This window comes from Coprococcus sp. TF11-13 (genome assembly GCF_003481085.1).
Lineage (GTDB): Bacteria > Bacillota > Clostridia > Lachnospirales > Lachnospiraceae > Coprococcus > Coprococcus aceti.
In genome coordinates this window covers 225,145-244,839 of the sequence record NZ_QUKK01000001.1, presented here as the reverse complement: position 1 = coordinate 244,839, position 19,695 = coordinate 225,145, and the positions used below count along the sequence as shown (strand labels likewise).

The 19,695-nt window shown below is 45.9% G+C and carries 16 protein-coding genes and 1 riboswitch; all 16 genes read right to left on the bottom strand.

Going from position 1 to position 19,695, the window contains the following annotated elements:
* Positions 1 to 13: 13 nt before the first annotated feature.
* A complete protein-coding gene (locus DXD11_RS01095; RefSeq protein WP_055144003.1) occupies positions 14 to 358 on the bottom strand; it encodes a type II toxin-antitoxin system PemK/MazF family toxin in 345 nt (114 codons plus the stop codon).
* Positions 359 to 461: 103 nt separating this feature from the next.
* Positions 462 to 1,634, bottom strand: a complete 1,173-nt coding sequence (alr, locus tag DXD11_RS01090) for an alanine racemase (RefSeq protein WP_330416291.1) — start codon at positions 1,632 to 1,634, stop codon at positions 462 to 464.
* Positions 1,618 to 3,138 (bottom strand): NAD(P)H-hydrate dehydratase, encoded by a 1,521-nt coding sequence (locus tag DXD11_RS01085; protein WP_118757605.1) that lies wholly within the window; start codon positions 3,136 to 3,138, stop codon positions 1,618 to 1,620. The genes alr and DXD11_RS01085 overlap by 17 nt, the downstream gene beginning before the upstream one ends.
* Before the next feature lie 88 nt (positions 3,139 to 3,226).
* Positions 3,227 to 4,516 (bottom strand): cell division protein FtsZ, encoded by a 1,290-nt coding sequence (gene ftsZ, locus DXD11_RS01080; protein WP_118757604.1) that lies wholly within the window; start codon positions 4,514 to 4,516, stop codon positions 3,227 to 3,229.
* Positions 4,517 to 4,641: 125 nt separating this feature from the next.
* Complete coding sequence (locus DXD11_RS01075; RefSeq protein WP_118016700.1) at positions 4,642 to 6,093, bottom strand: cell division protein FtsQ/DivIB; 1,452 nt, start codon at positions 6,091 to 6,093, stop codon at positions 4,642 to 4,644.
* 24 nt (positions 6,094 to 6,117) lie between these two features.
* Complete coding sequence (locus DXD11_RS01070) at positions 6,118 to 7,263, bottom strand: FtsW/RodA/SpoVE family cell cycle protein (protein ID WP_118016701.1); 1,146 nt, start codon at positions 7,261 to 7,263, stop codon at positions 6,118 to 6,120.
* Positions 7,264 to 7,268: 5 nt separating this feature from the next.
* Positions 7,269 to 8,630, bottom strand: coding sequence for a UDP-N-acetylmuramoyl-L-alanine--D-glutamate ligase (murD, locus tag DXD11_RS01065; RefSeq protein WP_015533166.1), 1,362 nt, complete (start codon positions 8,628 to 8,630; stop codon positions 7,269 to 7,271).
* A 46-nt stretch (positions 8,631 to 8,676) separates the two neighbouring features.
* On the bottom strand, positions 8,677 to 9,636 hold the full coding sequence (gene mraY, locus DXD11_RS01060) for a phospho-N-acetylmuramoyl-pentapeptide-transferase (RefSeq protein ID WP_118757603.1): 960 nt from the start codon (positions 9,634 to 9,636) through the stop codon (positions 8,677 to 8,679).
* Between the two features lie 70 nt (positions 9,637 to 9,706).
* Entirely contained in the window at positions 9,707 to 11,452 is a 1,746-nt protein-coding gene (locus DXD11_RS01055) for a peptidoglycan D,D-transpeptidase FtsI family protein (RefSeq protein ID WP_118757862.1), read from the bottom strand.
* Positions 11,453 to 11,641: 189 nt separating this feature from the next.
* The gene (locus DXD11_RS01050) at positions 11,642 to 13,939 is read right to left on the bottom strand and encodes a peptidoglycan D,D-transpeptidase FtsI family protein (RefSeq protein WP_118757602.1); all 2,298 of its coding nucleotides are present in this window, start codon (positions 13,937 to 13,939) and stop codon (positions 11,642 to 11,644) included.
* 37 nt (positions 13,940 to 13,976) lie between these two features.
* Positions 13,977 to 14,552, bottom strand: coding sequence for a hypothetical protein (locus DXD11_RS01045; protein WP_015533169.1), 576 nt, complete (start codon positions 14,550 to 14,552; stop codon positions 13,977 to 13,979).
* Positions 14,553 to 14,579: 27 nt separating this feature from the next.
* A complete protein-coding gene (gene rsmH / locus DXD11_RS01040) occupies positions 14,580 to 15,515 on the bottom strand; it encodes a 16S rRNA (cytosine(1402)-N(4))-methyltransferase RsmH (RefSeq protein ID WP_015533170.1) in 936 nt (311 codons plus the stop codon).
* A gap of 19 nt (positions 15,516 to 15,534) precedes the next feature.
* A complete protein-coding gene (mraZ, locus tag DXD11_RS01035) occupies positions 15,535 to 15,987 on the bottom strand; it encodes a division/cell wall cluster transcriptional repressor MraZ (RefSeq protein ID WP_015533171.1) in 453 nt (150 codons plus the stop codon).
* Between the two features lie 318 nt (positions 15,988 to 16,305).
* The gene (lgt, locus tag DXD11_RS01030) at positions 16,306 to 17,415 is read right to left on the bottom strand and encodes a prolipoprotein diacylglyceryl transferase (protein ID WP_118757601.1); all 1,110 of its coding nucleotides are present in this window, start codon (positions 17,413 to 17,415) and stop codon (positions 16,306 to 16,308) included.
* Between the two features lie 24 nt (positions 17,416 to 17,439).
* On the bottom strand, positions 17,440 to 18,537 hold the full coding sequence (gene ychF, locus DXD11_RS01025) for a redox-regulated ATPase YchF (protein ID WP_055223899.1): 1,098 nt from the start codon (positions 18,535 to 18,537) through the stop codon (positions 17,440 to 17,442).
* A 522-nt stretch (positions 18,538 to 19,059) separates the two neighbouring features.
* On the bottom strand, positions 19,060 to 19,497 hold the full coding sequence (locus tag DXD11_RS01020; RefSeq protein ID WP_118757600.1) for a response regulator: 438 nt from the start codon (positions 19,495 to 19,497) through the stop codon (positions 19,060 to 19,062).
* A gap of 29 nt (positions 19,498 to 19,526) precedes the next feature.
* Positions 19,527 to 19,629, bottom strand: a riboswitch (cyclic di-GMP riboswitch).
* Positions 19,630 to 19,695 lie beyond the last annotated feature (66 nt).

The following is a 19,695-nucleotide window of genomic DNA, read 5'->3' as shown; positions in this document are numbered from 1 at the left end:
CTCATATATTATTTTATGCCAGTTCAAGACTTATCTTCAGAGCTTCATCAACACGCCTCAGCACATCAGCGTCAACGTGACACACCTTTTCTTTCAGGCGCTGTTTGTCTATAGTCCTGAGCTGTTCCAACAATATGACGGAATCCTTCGCTATATCACAGCTTGAAGAATCAAGCATGATATGTGTTGGAAGTTTTGGCCTCTTCATCTTGCTGGTTATCGCAGCTATTATGACCGTGGAACTGTGTCTGTTCCCAGCCTCATTCTGAACTACTATAACAGGTCGTATGCCTCCCTGCTCCGATCCAACCACCGGTCTTAGATCCGCGTAATAAATATCCCCACGTCTGATCACCAATTCTGTTCACCCCACAAATACTTTCATTGAATGTGGCTATATACTTATATAGTATGTATTCCACTCTAAAAAAAGTATTGCCCATGACAGTACCGGTTATTCGTTAATCCAGAAGATAGTTTACCTGTCCAAGCTCTCTGCCGTCCCTTATGTATGTTCTCGGAACTCGTCTTGATATGTTACATACCAGCTCGTAATTAAAACTGTTGGCAGGCGCTGCCACCTCCTCGACAGTTACCTCTCTGTCTCCATCCTGTCCGATGAGAGTTACGTCATCTCTTACTTTTACACCATCAATGTGGCTCACGTCAACCATGAACTGATCCATGCACACCCTTCCGATGATCGGAGCATACTCTCCATGGATGATAACTCTGCCTATATTGGACTGTGCTCTTGGGTATCCATCGGCATATCCTGCCGACACCGTCGCAACCTTTATATCATGATCCGCTATATAGGACCATCCATATCCTATACCTGTTCCGGCTTTTACGTCCTTCACAAATATAACCTTGGACATAAGTCTCATAGCAGGTTTCAAAGCCGCTATATTCTTATCTACCTCATCTGATGGATAAAGTCCGTATGTGACTATTCCCGATCTGACCATATCAAAATCCGAATTGTCCATCTCCATGATACCCGCACTGTTAGATATATGCCTTACAGGTATGTGTATTCCAAGTGCCTCAAGCTGGCTGTTTATCCACCTGAACTTCTCAAGCTGACCATTTGCAGCGGTCTTGTCGAGTTCATCAGCCTTTGCGTAATGGGTAAATATCCCCTCTATCTCTATGCCCGGCATCTGACTGATCTTTTCTATGTTCTTCACGCCATCTTCATCACATGTGAATCCGATTCTTCCCATGCCTGTATCGACCTTGATATGGATCTTTGCCTTTGTATTCATGCTCACCGCCAAATCCGAGAGCTTCTGTGCATCGTCCACCTCATACATGGCAGGTCTAACATCATATCTGATAATCAGTTCGTAATCCGAGGGATCTGTGTAGCCCAGTATCAATATGGGCTTATCTATATTTGCTCTTCTGAGCTCCAAAGCCTCATCGATGAATGCCACTGCAAAGAAATCCACCAGATCATCAAGTGCCTCTGCCACCTCGACAGCGCCGTGTCCATAGGCGTCTGCCTTTATGACCGCCAGCATCTTCTTATCACCGTCTATAAGCCTCTTCATAGCCGTGATATTATCCCTTATATTGTCAAGATTTATCACAGCCTGCACTCTGTTAAAGTTACTGTTGTCCATCATGTTCTGCTCCTTTTATAACCTCCGATATAGCGCTCACTATATCCCTGGCTATCATTGCATTTCTTCCTCTGTGCTCTGCCGCCATATCTCCTGCCAACCCATGTATATATACTCCCAGCTTCGCAGCCTCATACGCACCAAGTCCGGTGCAGACAAGCCCAGCTATTATACCGGCAAGCACATCCCCTGCCCCCGCAGTTGACATACCGTTATTACCGGATGTGTTTATGTACACATCCCTGCCGTCACTTACGCATGTTCTGGCATCTTTCAGCGCACTTACAACATTATACTCCATCGAAAAGTCTTTGCACACCTCTAATATATTCTTTTTTATATCCGGTATGGCGACGCCTGTAAGTTTTGACATCTCTCCTATATGTGGTGTTACGATCACCGGTCCTCTGTGTCTTCCAAGAATATCGGGCTTTTCGGATATTATGTTCAAGGCATCCGCATCCGCGATCACGGTCTGCACGGCCTCGCACATAATATATTCCACCATGCTCCTTGCCGCATCGCCTTTTCCTATACCAGGACCGATCAGTATGGCATCCGACCACTCCACGGCATCCCTTGCACACTGCTCCGCTTCATCTTTGTTGCTATAGCACATAAGCACTGCCTCAGGAATTCTTACTCCTGCTATCTCCTTGTTGTCGATATGTGTGTATATCTTCACAAGCCCTGTTCCCATCCTGTATGCAGCCTCCGCCGCAAATGTCATGGCACCGGACATGTCTCTGCTTCCAGCTATCACCGCAAGCTTTCCATATGTTCCCTTATTTGATGAATCACTCCGTCCCGGAAGCATGCACAGATCGTCTCTGTTGTAGGAATATGCCACCGGGTGTACTCTGTCCACTTCAGCCTGTGCAAATCCTATGTCTCTCACAACGACCTCTCCGCTTATCTCGCAGCCGGGATAAAATATCAGCCCTCTTTTATTCAGTCCAAATGTGACCGTCATGCCTGCCCTGAATGCACATCCCATGATCTGCCCCGTGCTGGCATCCACACCTGACGGGGTATCTATGGCAACCTTAAAGCCGACAAGTCCGTTCATCGTCTCTATGGTCTCTCTCCATATTCCCGCCACATCACGCTTGAGTCCGACGCCAAATATTCCGTCCACAACCACATCGTAATCACTGTCAATGATGTGATCCGTCACCTGTATGCCGATTTTTTTCGCTATTTCAAGCTGATATGAAAAGCTGTCGCTTACTCTCGATATTCCATTTATATAACAGACATGGACAATATCTCCCTGCTGGTACAGAAGTCTCGCAAGAGCCAGTCCGTCCCCGCCGTTATTGCCGCCTTCAACAACCACAAGGCACTTTAATTTTCTGTCCGCGTTTATAGACTTCAGTCTGGAATTTATCTCCTCCAGCACGGTGATCGCAGCTCTCTCCATAAGCAGGATCCCTGGCACACCCTTTTCCTCTATGGTCAGCCTGTCTATCTCCTGCATCTCTGTTCGGTCTGCAACATAAAACATATTTCTGCCTCCTTATTGAAGAAAACGGATAATTTCTCTCGAAATTACCCGTTTTATACTTACCTATAAAAATCTTCCGATCTCTTCCTTATCTCTTCTTGAGGAAATCAGGAATCTTGATACTCTCTGTCTTTGGTCTTGACACATGTGCCGGCTCAACTGGTGTTGATGTTACAGGTGTCTGCTGTGCTGGTGTCACAGGTGCTGTGTATGCTGGCTTTGCTGCCGGAGCAGTCTCAGTTGTCTGACCGCCGAGGAACGATGGTCTTGTGCTTGTCTGAGTGCTGTGTGTTCCAAGGCTCTGGCCTGCATATGTAGCAGTCTTTGGCTCTGCAACAGGTGTTGTTGTAACTGCTGGCTTAGGTGTGGTCATTGTTCCCATAGGAGATGCAGTACCTGCATATCTTGCGGTGACATCGCTCTCGCCTGATCTCTCAAGACCTGTAGCAATGATCGTGATGCTTATATCCTCACCCATGTTGTCATTGTCAACTGTACCGAAGATGATGTTGACTCCATCTCCAGCCTGCTCTGTAAGATATGTAACAGCATCATAAGCCTCAACGATACCAATGTTACCTGAGAAGTTTACGATGATATCTGTTGCACCCGAAACGGTTGTCTCAAGAAGTGGTGAATCCATAGCCTCCTTGATGGCGTCAACAGCCTTGTTCTCTCCGCTTGCTGAACCTATACCGATATGAGCGATACCCTTATCTCTCATAACTGTCTGTATATCTGCAAAGTCAAGGTTGATAAGACCCGGCTTATTGATAAGGTCTGTAACACCCTGAACACCCTGCTGCAGTACCTGATCTGCCTTCTTCAGCGCATCAGGAATACTTGTTCTCTTATCACAGATCTGAAGGAGCTTGTCGTTAGGGATAACAATAAGTGTATCCACATTCTCCTTAAGTCTCTCTATACCTTCGATTGCGTTTCTCATACGAGGCTTGCCCTCAAAACCAAATGGCTTTGTGACAACTCCGACTGTGAGGATACCAAGGTTACGTGCCATCTCTGCAACGACAGGGGCAGCGCCTGTTCCTGTTCCACCACCCATACCACATGTTACGAATACCATGTTGGCGTCCTTGATGATGTCTACGATCTCTTCTCTATTCTCCTCTACAGCGCTGGCACCGATCTCAGGCTTTGCACCAGCACCAAGACCCTTGGTAAGTTTCTCACCTATCTGGATCTTTGTTGTAGCTCTGCTGAGTGAAAGAGCCTGCTTATCTGTATTGATAGCGATAAGTTCCACTCCCTCAACATTCTCATCGATCATTCTGTTAACAGCATTGTTACCTGCACCGCCGACACCAATTACAAGAATCCTTGCCGGTGTTCTCTCGTCATTTGATTTTATCTCAAGCACGGTTGCATCCTCCTTATATACTTATTCTTTATCCATCAATCATTGTCATCTGCTCAAAAGCTGACCGTTTTATCGCATTAGTACCTATATAATACGATTTTTTATATCATTACGCAAGAAATTTTTTATTTATTTTCTTTAAAGATAACGTTCCTCTGCGATTCACTGTAATTCGACATATCAAGAGTTCCCTTTTTACCCTTCACGCTCTCAAGTATGCTCTCAAGATTCATGAATTTCGTCTCCAGGTTTTCACCGTCGCCGATCCTGATCTTTATTCCATCCTTGTGAAGTATGAGATTCTGATCTGTGTCATAAGTAATCTTGTCTATCTGTATTCCGCTCTTGTAAATGAGCTGTGTCATAGTCAGTATCTCCTGGAAGAATCCCGAATCACCGACATCAAGCTTCTTTCCCTGCTCCACGCTGTCACTTGTAAGTCCCTCTATACAAGGAACATCATCAAGCTTTGCATCGGATATCTCGAGCACGATACCGTCGCCATCAAAATATGCATACTGATCGTTGTACTTTATGCAGCCCGCCATGGCCTTCTCGTACACCGTGATCTCTACTGAATTCCTGTTCACATATGTGACGTCTATCTTATCTATAAAGGTTACATCCTGGGCAGGATTCAGTCTGCTCTCAAGTATAAACAGCAGCGTATTGCCATAATCCTTACCGCCGGTCACGATATCGACCATCTGTTGGTCAGTGTAGTGATCAGTTCCGGTCACTTTTATGGACTTCAATTTATAACATGTACGTATGTATACAAACGCTATAGCACACAGCACCACCAGAATGAGAAGTATCTTGAGAACTATCTTGAATATCCTTGCCGCCTTCTCACGTCTCGCCTTTCTTCTGGCAAGTTTCTCCGCCTGCAGCTTCTTCTTTCTCTCTATCTCCTCCGGGGTAAGCTTTCTGCGCTCTTTTTTGCGTTTTTTCTTGTTCTTCTTTTTTGCAGCAACCGCCTGATCTTGCTTACGCCTGCGTCTCTCCTCGGATCTGCGGTTTTCTGCATCCTCTCTGCGCATCCGGTCATCCGGTCTGCGACGCTCTCCATCCTGTCTCCTGCGCACCTGCTCATCAGATCTACGACGCTCTCCATCTGGTCTCCTGCGCACCTGCTCATCAGATCTGCGGTGCTCTCCATCTGGTCTCCTGCGCACCTGTTTGTCAGATCTGCGGCGCTCTCCGTCTGGTCTCCTGCGCACCTGTTCGTCAGATCTGCGGCGCTCTCCGTCTGGTCTTCTGCGCACCTGCTCGTCAGATCTGCGACGCTCTCCGTCTGGTCTTCTGCGCGCCTGTTCGCCTGTTCTGCGGTGCTCCCCATCAGGCCTTCTTCGTGTCTGCTCATCCGTCCTGCGGCGCATATCTCCGTCTGCTCTCCGCTGTCCATTGCGGCTGTCTGTCTGCTGTCTTCTCTTATCAACCGGAACCTTCACCCTTCCGTCGAGGCGTTTTCCGGTCATGACATCCACATAGCCGCTTTCACGTCTGGTCTGCGCAACATCAACATTTCTGCTCATTCTATTTTTATTAACATTTCGTCTATTGTTGTTTTCCATTCAAATCTTCCTTTAAAGGATCTGTCATATGTCTGTTTCGTCATACGAAATTCCTCTGGATACGGACATCACTATCCCCATCTCCATCAGAATGAAAATTATCGAACTTCCGCCATAACTGACAAATGGCATCGGCACACCTGTCGGCGGAATGGTATTCGTGACAACACTCACATTTATCAGCAGTTGGACCGCCACATGTGCCATCACTCCCGCTGTGAGCATGCTTCCAAATCTGTCTCTGGCATTCATGGCCGTCACAGCCATCCGCCTAAGTAATATAAGAAAAACGATAAGTATAAATGCCGCTCCGACAATTCCGAGCTCCTCACACACGACTGAGAATATCATATCATTATGTGACTCCGGAATAAACCCCATCTTTTGGACACTTCTCCCAAAGCCCACTCCAAACAGTCCACCGGAACCAACGGCATATAACGACTGAACCGTCTGATAGCCATCTGCGTAATTCTCAGGATCAAGCCATATCTTGACTCTGTTCGCCCTGTAGCCTGCGAACATTATGAAAAGCACACTCCCGACAACACCAAATATACCGATCAGAACAAAATGTCTGACCCTGGGGCTTCCCACAAACAATATTACAAAAAGGATTGCAAAACAGATTATAGCCGTGCTGAGATTCTCCACACCGATCAGGGCTATGGTGATCACGGGCAGGATCATTACCTTTATAAGGCAGCCCGGTCTGCACAGATTTTTGCTCTCCACGGCAGTCCTCGCCGAGGTGTAGATTATGATCGCCGTCTTGGCATATTCTGATGGCTGAAATCCTATAGGTCCAATATATATCCATCTTGCTGACCCATGGCTGGCCGTTCCTATTATCAGCACCACCACCTGAAGAACAAGTGATGACAGCAAAATGACCGCAGACAGCCTGAGCAGTCGCCTGTAGTCATATCTTGACACTATGTACATGGCGAGGATCGCCAGCAACATATAAAGTGCCTGTCTTTTAAAAAAGTACATCTGATCTCCGTACAGGTCGTACGCCCTGTAACTGCTCGTACTGTATATCATGGCAAGCCCAAATATCAGAATCATCCCCAGCGCCAGGAGCATGGTCACATCCACATATCCTCCCGGACACCGTTTTCGTGCATCTCTCACTCTATCTTCTGAAACCTCAGGACCTCCATGCAATCAGATCACTCCTTATAGCTTCTTACATACTCCTTGAACATATCGCCTCTCTGCTCGTAGTTGTCAAACTGTCCCCAGCTTGCACATGCAGGTGAGAGAAGCACCGCATCTCCGTCAACCGCATTCTCATGGCAATATGCTACCGCATCCTGAAGATTCTCCTCAAATATAATTGAGTTAAATCCATGTCTCTTTGCACAGTCAGCTATCTTCTGCGCAGTCTGGCCTATGAGAACAAGCCACTTTACCTTGCCGTCAAACGCCTCTATCCACTCGTCGTACTCAGAACCCTTGTCGTAGCCTCCACCTATGAGGAATGTAGGAGCCACCATGGCCTGTATTCCTTTTATGGCTGCATCAGGGTTTGTTCCCTTTGAATCATTGTAGTATGCGACACCATCGACGGTGTCAACATATTCTATTCTATGAGCAACAGCCTTGAATGATGTTGCAACATCTCTGATAACATCAACAGGGACTCCCATATAATATGATATTCCAACTGCTGCCAGAACATTCTCAACATTGTGAGCTCCCATGAGCTTAAGATCCTTAATGGCAAGTACATTGATCTTCTTATCGCCATCCTCGAGGATGATATCCCCATCCTCTACATATACTCCACCGGCCGGCTTCTCCAGTCTGCTGAAATATACTACATGGCAATGATCCTTTGCCTTCTCTCCCATGGCGCGTGTATGCTCATCATCATAGTTGAGGACTGTCACATCATCCATGGTCTGATTCTTTGTTATTGAAAACTTTACATTTCCATAATTCTCAAATGTATAGTGCCTGTTCAGATGATCCGGAGTCAGGTTGAGTATTGCACTGACATTCGGATGAAAATCTATAACCGTCTCAAGCTGGAAACTGCTTATCTCTGCAACTGTATCTGAATCATCGTCTGTTGTGTCGCACAGTTCTGTGTAAGGTATTCCAATATTTCCCACAACGATGGTCTTGGCATTGTGTGCCTTGACTATCTCTCCCACAAGGGCTGTAGTTGTAGTCTTGCCGTTTGTTCCTGTTATGGCTGCTATCTTACCCTTACCATAATGGTATGCCAGCTCTATCTCACTCCAGATAGGTATTCCCGCATTTCTCACCACATCTGTAAATGGCGCATCAACAGGGATTCCCGGACTGATGACCATGAGCTGTGATGATGAGAGGGCATCCTCTCCAAGCTCACCGAGTTCTATCTGAACAAGCTCTGAATCGCCTGTCTTCTCCTTTATCGCCTCTATATCTCTGTCCTTGTTCTCATCGAACAGATAAACCTTTACTCCATGATTTACCAGAAGCTTGGTTGCACTGATTCCACTCTTTCCTGTTCCTGCTACTATCGCTGTATTGATCTCCATATCATTTCACCATGGTGCACCACTGCACCATTTTCTCCTTTCTACATTACAGAGCCAGTAAACCTACCACACAGAGGACTGCAGTCACTATAGAAAATATAGCAACGACCTTTGACTCAGGCCATCCCCCGAGCTCAAAATGATGATGTATAGGTGCCATTCTGAACACTCTCTTGCCTGTAAGCTTGAATGAAACAACCTGTATTATAACTGATAATACTTCAATGAAGTATATGAAAGCTATTATAACTATGAATATAGGCATCTTGAGCATATACGCTGTTGATGCAACAAATCCACCGAGTGCCAGAGAACCTGTGTCTCCCATGAATACCTTTGCAGGGTACACATTGTACACAAGGAAGCCAAGAAGACATCCAACCGCTGCGCAGGCAACCGGAGCAACACTTGAGTCTGTTCCCACTGCTACAACCGCAAAGAATGTGGCTATGAGAACCGTGACTGATGACGCAAGTCCGTCAAGTCCATCTGTGAAGTTCGCACCATTAACTGTTCCAAGCACGATGAAGAACAACAGTATCACATAGAGTGTGCTGTTGAGCTGAACCGTCTTGCCAAGGAATGGTATTATAAGCTCATTGTTGATATCTGAATACTTCTCTACATAATATGCAAATACTCCCGTAACGACAATCTGTCCGAGCATCTTCTGCCATGCGTGAAGTCCCATTGATCTCTTCATAACAACTTTGATGTAATCATCGATAAATCCGATAAGTCCAAATCCAAGTGTCACAAAAAGCACCGGAAGGACATCCGGATATTTCTTCATATAGATAAGCGTCGTGATCGTAAGTGACAGAAGGATTATAAGTCCACCCATGGTTGGTGTTCCGGCCTTCTTCAAATGTGCCTGTGGGCCGTCATCCCTGACAAACTGACCGAACTTGAGCTTCTTCAGGAACGGTATAACTATAGGGCACAGCACCACGCTGATACAGAATGCTATCACTACCGGTAAAACAATCTTTAAATCTAAATTCATTTTGTACTCCTTACCTGCCCGCACACCGCGGACTATGTATTTCTTAAACTGTTTTCAGACTGAGATAAATTTAATACTCATTTGTGGCTTTGTCAATTCCCAAATAGGGAAGAATATTCAAAAAAATATCTCTCACAACAGGGGCCGCTATGGTTCCTCCATAATATGTGCCCTCGGGCTCATCTATTAGCACGACCGTCAGGACTTGAGGATCATCCGCCGGCGCAAATCCTATAAAAGAAGATATGTATCTGCCTGTTCCTCTGGGAAGTTTCTCACTCGTGGCGGTCTTTCCGCCTATCCTGCAGCCCTCTATGGCACACTTTGATCCGCCGCCCTCGGCAACGACTGCCTCAAGCATCTCCCGCATCTTCTGTGATGTCCCCTCATCTATAACCTGTCTCTGCTCGTCAAATTCAATGGCTGTAATAGTTTCTTTACTGCTGTCTATTATCCTTTTTCCCAAATGTGGAGTTACCGTATGCCCTCCATTCACAACCGTGCACACTGCAGATATGAACTGTATCGGAGTCACCTGGAATGACTGTCCAAACGACATGGTGGCAAGCTCTACCGGCCCGACATTTTCCTTCTTATGCATGATGGAGTTTGCCTCTCCGGGAAGGTCTATTCCGCTCTGACTGAACAATCCCAGCTTGTGATAATACTCGTACATGCCATCCACACCTGTTCTCTCTCCTATCTCCATAAACGCCGGATTGCAGGAATTCATGAGCGCCTCCTTAAGGCTCTGGCTTCCATGGCCCGTGGTCTTGCTGCACCTTATCCTTCTGTCCTCAACTATCTTATATCCCGGGCAGAAAAAGTTTGAGTTGCTGTCGACCGCTCCCTTCTCGAGTGCTGCCGTCAGTGTTATTATCTTGGCGGTTGATCCCGGCTCATATGTGTCGCTTATCAGATAATTTCTCCACATATTGTTCAGCTCATCCATATTGCCGGCTGTAGGCAGCAACATGGATGTCTCGGATGCGCTGTTATTCCTCTCTGCATCTTCCCTTGTGTCTGTCTCTCCATCGTTCTCTGGCTTAACCAGTTTGAACGGTTCGTTCAGATTGTATTCCGGCACATCCACCATGGCATATATCTCGCCATTTTGGGGATTGATCGTTATTGCACACACCCTGTTTGCTTTTTTCTCGATCAGGACTTTCTCTGCAGCCTGTGTCACATATCTCTGTATATTGAGATCCAGTGTTGTCACGAGATCATTTCCGGAAATGGGCTCTGTCCTGGTTTCTGAATATTCCGCAAGCTCTATTCCCCTTGCATCCGTGACCGCATTTATGCTTCCATTTGTCCCTGTGAGCACACTGTCATATGTCACCTCAAGGCCCAGTATTCCCTGATTGTCAGCACCGGTGAAGCCTATAACCTTCGATGCAAGGGTATCATATGGATAGCTGCGCTTGTAATCCTCGTCCACCTTGATCCCCGGAACAGCAGCCGCCTTGATTTTTTTTCCGGTCTCCTTGTCTACATTTGACGCTATGAGCTCCCTTGAGGATACCTTCTCCACCTTCTTCCTGATGTCTGCCGGATCCTTATCCAGATATCTTGTAAGAAGCTCTGTGACCTCCGCCTCATCCTCTATCTGGCTGTGTATCACGGATATTGAACACACCGCCTTGTTGTCCGCTATGATATTGCCATTTCTGTCGTATATCCTTCCCCTGGGAGCTTTTATGCTTCTCTCCCTCTCATGCAGGGAATCTGCTTTCTCACTATAGTATTCTCCCCTGTAGAGCATTATGTATGCAAGACGGCCAACTATAACTCCCAGCGCTAGGGCCGCCATAACGAACACAAACTTTATCCTCCGCCTGTTATAACTGTATACCTTCAACTCTTGATCCCGGACTTTTTTATTATCATATTAGCCGGATGCCTCATGTATTCGCCTATTCGTGTACAAATCTATCTCTGCATTAAAAAAGCACCGGAGGTGTATCTGCACCTTCGATGCTTTGGTTTACTGTGTAAATTATCATTCGCCGGAATAGTCCTCGTCACCGCTCCACGTATCCGTGTCATCGCCTGTTCCGCTGTCATCCTCCCATGTATCGTCCGCCGTATAACTGTCGTCTGCCGTATCGTCATACGACGTGTCATCCGCCGATGTGTCGTCGGTCGATGTATCATCCGCTGATGTATCTTCCGCTGATGTGTCCTCAGCAGCCGCATCCTCTGTTGCCGCCTCTGTATCTGCAGTCTCTGTATCCGTGTCAAATGCTGATGATAGCGGTTCCTCCGTTCCGTCATAAGCCACATCATCTCCGTTTGTTGAGTATACATTCAGGTATGGAAGGAGATCCTGCATAACCTGATTGAACAGCTTTGCTCCTGCTCCTGATCCTGACTGATCCTCAACATGAGGCTCATCAACTACAACGTAAAGCATGATCTGAGGATTCTCAACAGGGGTGAATCCTATGAATGACAGTACGTATTTTCCATTTCCTCGAGGAAGCTTCTCGGCTGTACCTGTCTTACCACCGATGGTGTAGCCCTCTATTCCAGCCGCATATCCTGTACCTTCCTCAACAACCGCCTGGAGGTATGTCTTCATGTAATCCGACACTTCCTTGGATATGGTCTTTCTGACAAGCACCGGATCCATATTCTCAACCACATTTCCGTCTGAATCCAGAAGTCTCTTGACAACATGTGGCACATAATAATTTCCGCCGTTTATTACAGAACAGAATCCCGCTGCCATCTGGATCATGGATGTTGTAACACCCTGTCCAAATGAAGATGTCGCAAGCTCTGTAGGATTAAGATTCTCCACATCGTACTTAATACCTGTCGTCTCACCTTCGAGATCTATTCCTGTCTTGGAACCAATGTTAAATATCACCTGATATTTGTCAAATGTCTCTGGTCCCTCCTTGTCCGCTATCTGCATCAATGCATCATTACATGAAACAGCCAGAGCTCTCTTGACGTCTACCATTCCGTGTCCTGCTCTGTAACTACAGTAAATAGGGCTCTCTCCCTCGACTACGACCTGTGAACCATCACAGAGGAATTCATCTCCGTCTGAGATCACTCCATCCTCCATGGCTCCCGCTATGGTAAATGCCTTGTATGTTGAACCCGGCTCAAACACATCACTTATACAGTAATTCTGCCATACATAGTTGAGTGCCTCATATAACTGGTCTGATGTAAATCCATCTATCGTGCTATGGAACTCTTCATCCGACATCTTTGAGAAATCGTATTCCACTTCCTCAGTCTTTACATTCTTCTGTTCGGTGGTCGCTTCTGTGGATGATTCTGTGGTAGTGCCATCCTCGCTGCTCTCCGTTGTTGCTGTTGTATTTTTCTTTGCACTCTCAACGCTTATCAGGCTGTCCGCATTCTCATCTGCACCCTCGATCTCAACCTCCTGGGTGACGGTGACTGTCATGTTCCTGAGCGCCTGTGTGTTCATCGGGTCATTTGGATCGTAGGTACGTGAGCTTGCCATTCCAAGTATCTCGCCATTGTTTGGATCCATTGCTATGATACCTATCTGCTTAGCACCTGTATTCTGCATATACTCAGTGATGTTGTCCTCTATAATCTTCTGTATGTTCATATCTATGGTGGATACTACTGTCTCACCATTCTGGGCTGCCACAGTCTCCGAGTCAACGCCGCCTAATCCCGACATATATCTGTAAGTCTTGCCATCCACACCGTTTAAGTAGTCATTATAATAGCCCTCAATACCACCCTGTCCAACATTTCCGCTGGCGGTGTATCCGAGCAGGTGACACGCCAGAGATCCATTTGGGTAATTTCTCTTATACACCGTCTCGAATCTCACTCCTATGACATCTGCGCCCTCATCGGTCTTACAGTAATCCTCAAATGCCTTAACCTTTGTATATGGAAGATCCTTGAGGACTACCTCATAATAAGAATCCTCATTTGCAATGTGCTTGTCAAAATCGTCTCCTGACACATCGAAATACTCCAACACCGCAGCTCTTGTTGCCGCCTTTCCCTTCTCCGTGATCAGAATATTCACAGGCTCAAGTATCAGGCTGTAGGTCTTCTCACTGTTTGCAAGGACATTTCCATTTCTGTCCAGTATCTCGCCTCTCTCATACGGAATATCCGTGGAATTGTAGTCCATCTGCAGAACCACAGCCTCCGAATACTCCTTTCCATTTGCCACGTTGATGTACACAACTCTTATGGTGAGTGCCACCAGAACTCCCACCACCAGCAAATATGCGATCTTGGTCTTTCTTCTCATTCCTTTTAAAAATAGCTTTGATCTCTTTGACATTTTATCTTTCCACCTTAAAAATTAAATATCCCTAAGACTACTTGGCCTTAGGGACATCCTTGTACTGTACTACGTAATCATCATTATTCTGTGAATAGTATAATGTTTGTCCCGGCTGTGAGTATACCATGCCGAGCTTAGTAGTTGCAATATTATATATCTCATCCAGATCTGTCATGGAATCAAGTCCTGCGCTGTAGCTTGCATTCTCGTCAAGCTGTGTTGCCACCTGGCTCTTCAGCGTTGCCACTGACTCCTTCTGTGACTTGACATCTGATGTAAGTTTCAGAAGATAACAGCACAGCGCCACCGCAACGATTATCGCAGCAACCATGCCCGCCGTATATCTTATTTGTGCATTTGTAACTGCCTTTCTCTGTGCCTTTCTGGCTGCAAGCTCTCGTCTCTCTCTGTCAGTCAGATGAGATGATCCCTGTTTCTTTCTTCGCGCCGGCTGTGGAGCTCTCTCAGGTCTCACTGAAGGCTGTGGTCTTCTCGCCGGAGCGGCTGAGCCTCTGACTACAGCTTCGCGGGATCTGTTACGTCCAGCCCGGTCATCATAATTCAGTTGTCTTGCAGAACTACCCTCTGTGTAGTATCTTCTATCTGCCATCTATATCGCCTCTTTCATTTATATCTGTCAAATTGCCTCAAACACTCTGAGCTTTGAGCTCTTTGATCTGGAATTCTCCTCAAGCTCCCTTTCTCCCGGTATGATCGGTTTTCTCGTTATCACCTTGCCGAGAGGCTTTCTTCCGCATGTGCACACCGGAAAGTTCGGTGGACAAATGCATGGATTTTCATTTTTCCTGAATGCTAGCTTCACTATCCGGTCCTCAAGGGAATGGAATGTGATGATACACAATCTTCCTCCCGGATTCAGGCTTGCTATCATGCCGTCTATTGAATCCCTGAGCACATCAAGCTCTCTGTTAAGCTCTATCCTGATCGCCTGAAATGTCTGCTTGGACGGATGTCCCTGTCCATTCCTTGCCTTTGCCGGTATGGAGCCACGGATTATATCGTTGAGCTCTTCGGTGGTCTCTATCACCTTGTTCTCACGGTACTTGCAAATGTGGTATGCAATACTCTTTGCATATCTCTCCTCTCCGTAATCCTTAAGTATACGGAACAGCTCAGCCTCGGAATAATCATTGACTATATCCTTTGCAGTCTTTGTCTGCCTGTTGTCCATCCTCATATCCAGTGGAGCATCAACCCGATATGTGAATCCTCTATCCGCATTATCGAGTTGATATGAAGACACTCCCAGATCAAGGAGTATCCCGTCCACCTTCTGTATGTTCAGTTCATCCAATATTCTTCTGAAATTCTGGTAATTATCCCTGACTATGGTCACCTTATCCCCATACGGCTCAAGTCTCTTCGACGCTGCAGCTATGGCATCCTCATCCTGGTCGATACCTATAAGCCTGCCACCCTCGCCAAGCCTCTTCACAATCTGCTCTGAGTGTCCGGCTCCACCTAATGTGCCATCCACGTAGATGCCATCCGGCTTGATATTCAGGTTGTCGATGGTCTCCTCAAGCAAGACCGACTTGTGCGCAAATTCCATAATCAATTACCATTCTCTTCTAAAAACTAAAATCAAGTGCATCAAGCTCATCTGCAAGCTCGTCCATGCTGGCCTGATTATCACTCATGTTCTCAGGGCCATCCCACTCTTCCTTGCTCCAGATCTCCGCTTTCTCACCGTTACCGATGACATACACATCCTTGTCTATATGAGCATATTCTCTCTGCTTCGGAGATAGAAGTATTCTTCCCTGTGCATCCGGCTCACACTTGACCGCTCCGGCAAGGAAACCTCTCTTGAAGGCTCTGGCCGTTCTGTTGGTCATAGGAAGCTTGTTCAGCTTCTCAACGAACTCCTCCCACTCTGTCATTCCATATACATAGAGACAGCAGTCTATTCCTTTGGTTACCATGAATGACTCCCCGAGTTCCGAACGAAGTTTTAATGGCATGATCAGTCTTCCTTTTGCATCAAGCTTATGTTCATATTCACCTGATAAGCATCTGGACATCCCGATCTCCTCCTTTCGTATAACTCCGGTTCAATCACCACTTTCCACCACTTAGTTGCACAGTAATGCCACTTGTAACCACTATTCTATACTATAGCCCCCCAAATTGCAACCCTGTTATATGAAAAAAGTGTGTGCAAATACGCAAAAAAGCCTGTAGATCTAACAGTTTTCACTGTCAAACCTACAGGCTTTTTATGGTGGAGACAAATCCCAGTTTTTTCCCATTTCGTGGGGGATATCTCCACCTTGTGGGTATTTATCTGTATTGTCTCCCTGTTATATTATTTTTATTGCCACTTTTTCTGCGCTGAAATGCTATTTTGTGGCATCTTTGTCATCTTTCTTTTTTTCTCCAGCGTCATCTGATCCACCACTGGTCTCCACTTCTGTACCGGCAGCGTCTGCTTCACCACTGGTCTCCACTTCTGTATCCGCAGGATCACATTCGCCACTAATCTTCACTTCTGTGCCAGCGGCGTCACCCATCACTGCAGCAGGCCAGCCACGCTTGGCACATCTTACATAATTTATGACAAGCAGTACCACGGCAGTTACAAAGCATACAAGTGCAAGCGCCTGGGATACCTTGATCCCTGTATTGCCGATCATCAGGGAATCACTTCTGAGACCTTCGACGATAAATCTTCCGAGTCCGTATCCTCCCACATATATAAGAGCGAACTCTCCTTTGAATTTCTTGTGCTTTCTATATATAAATAAGAACACAAGTAGCATAAGATTCCATAAGGACTCATACAGGAATGTCGGATGGACCGTTATGCAATCCATGCCGTCTATATTCATCACATTGTCCAGCATCTTCTGTGTGATGACCCCGGTTCTCTCCAGATAGTCAAGATTGCCATCAGATCTGTAGTAATCAAGCGGAATCGCCATGGCCATCTTACTGTTCGTATATGCGCCAAATGCTTCTCTGTTGAAGAAGTTTCCAAATCTTCCAAGTATCTGTCCGATCAGTATTCCAAAAGTGGCTGTATCCGCCATGAGTACAAAGCTGACTTTTCTCACCTTGCAGAATATTACCGCCGTGATGACTCCCGCTATGATTCCACCATATATGGCAAGTCCACCGCCTCTGATGTTCAGCATGGCTTTGAGTGTAGATCCCACATCGCCCTGCACTATATACTGGTCAAGTCTGAACAGGATATAGTAGAGTCTTGCTCCAAGTATGGCCGGGATGATAAGTATAAGTATGAAATCCAGATACATTTCAGGATTCTGTTTTGTTCTCTTTGCCTCGTTGGTGACAAGTACATATGCCAGCAGGAATCCTATCATGATGATGATCCCGTAGAACCTCACCTCAAAGCTTCCTATATTGATATGGTCACCTATATTTCTGAGGGTTATCCCAAGATTCGGAAAGAATATGCTTCTAAAATATTCTGATATCTGAGACATATCGTTACATCCTCCTAGATTCATTTACACGTTGAACTTGAAGAGAATAACATCTCCATCCTCAACCACATATTCCTTGCCTTCCTGTCTCACAAGACCCTTTTCCTTTGCAGCAAGCATGCTTCCGCAGTCCATGAGATCCTTGTAGCTGACAACCTCAGCCTTGATGAAACCTCTCTCAAAATCTGAATGGATCTTGCCGGCTGCCCCGGGTGCCTTTGTACCCTTCTTGATGGTCCATGCCCTTGACTCTGTCTCTCCGGCTGTCAGATAACTGATAAGACCGAGAAGTGAGTAGCTTGCCTTGATAAGCTTGTCAAGGCCTGACTCCTTAACTCCAAGATCCTCGAGGAACATCTTCTTCTCCTCATCGTCAAGCTCTGCCAGCTCCTGCTCTATCTGTGCACATACTACAAATACCTCTGCATCAAAGTCCTTTGCGTATTCCTTTACCTTCTGTACATTCTCATTTGAAGCGCCATCGTCCGCAATGTCTTCCTCGCCTACATTTGCGGCAAATATTACAGGCTTCCATGTGAGAAGGTTATATTCCTCTATCCACGCCTGCTCGTCCTCATCTGCAACCTCTATGGTCTTGGCAAGCTTGCCATCCTCAAGGTGAGCCTTGATCCTCTGCTGGAAGTCAAGCTCCTTCGCAAGCATCTTGTCATTTCTTGCACCTCTGATGGTCTTGGCGATCCTTCTGTCGAGCACCTCTATATCTGAGAAGATCAGTTCCAGATTGATGGTCTCTATATCTCTGATCGGGTCTACGGAACCGTCAACGTGGATGACATTTGTATCCTCAAAGCATCTTACAACGTGAACTATGGCATCAACCTCTCTGATATTTGCAAGGAACTGGTTTCCAAGTCCTTCACCCTTTGATGCACCCTTTACAAGGCCCGCTATATCTACAAATTCTATAACAGCAGGTGTTGTCTTGGCTGAGTTGTACATCTCTGTGAGCTTGTCCAGTCTCTCATCTGGCACTGCAACGATTCCTACATTTGGATCTATTGTACAGAACGGATAGTTAGCTGATTCCGCTCCTGCCTTTGTAAGTGAATTGAAAAGTGTACTTTTTCCCACGTTTGGGAGTCCTACGATACCTAATTTCATTTTTTCTATTTTCCTTTCTTAAAGCCTTGATTTTGCTTGATATTCTGACTTTGCCGATTATATGGTGTACCATTTAGTGTACCATCTGTTTTCAGGGCGCAAAAAGCCCCAATAGCACGGTAATTGTACTACACCCGTGGCTTAATTTCAATGTTTATAATTATTATCGGAATCCCATAACTATTTTTTACCCAGTGCCTCCTTCAAAACTTGATATATCGCAGTTCCATCCTTTTTTCGTGGTAAAATAAAATCTATGATCTCCGTTGCACGATTCTCATACTGTGTTCCCAATATACTTTTTTCTATCGAAAAGTGAACAGATTGGCGCCGACGAAGCGCTGGTAGCTGCCATACAGAACTTGATGAAGAATACTAAGCAACCTTTTGAAAAAGTGTGTATTTCCATGGGAATAAGTAAGACTGATATGGCACGCTACAAAAAAATGATCTGACCTGCAGCCTTTGATCAAAACTACAACAGCCAGCCGGGTTTTACCCCCGGCTGGCTGTTACATTTTATCAGTTCAGATATTTCTCCATCACTGTGTTCAATTTTTCAAAATCAAGCGGTTTCGCTATGTGTTCATCCATCCCCGTGTTCTTTGCAAGCTGCACATCCTCAGCAAATGCATTTGCGGTCATGGCTATGATAGGAATCTGGCCTCTTCTTCCAGGCAGTGCTCTTATAGCGGCGGTGGCCTCATACCCATTCATGACCGGCATCTGAACATCCATAAACACTATGTCATACCAGTTATCGGAGGCATTCTCTATTCTCTCCACAGCCTCCCTGCCATTCTCAACGATCTCCACACTGGCTCCCGTCATTCCTATGATCTCCGATGCGATCTCACTGTTCAGATCATTGTCCTCCACAAGAAGGACTCTCCTGTCCGAATAGTCAGATCTTCTGATATTCTTCCAGTCCCTTTTAATAAATATAATTATACTCCTCATTGTACATACTAGTTCCAACAGGGAAATTATACTGCAACCGGCTGTCATAGTCCGAAACAGTTCTCTGTTTTCAGACCTTAGACCCATATGGCTTTGTGTCACCGCTTTTCAACGGGTTTACTAAATATTTATTTTTCAAATTCTTTACATATAGATTACAATTCTCTGATTAAAGTATTATAATCATTTGTTTTATTT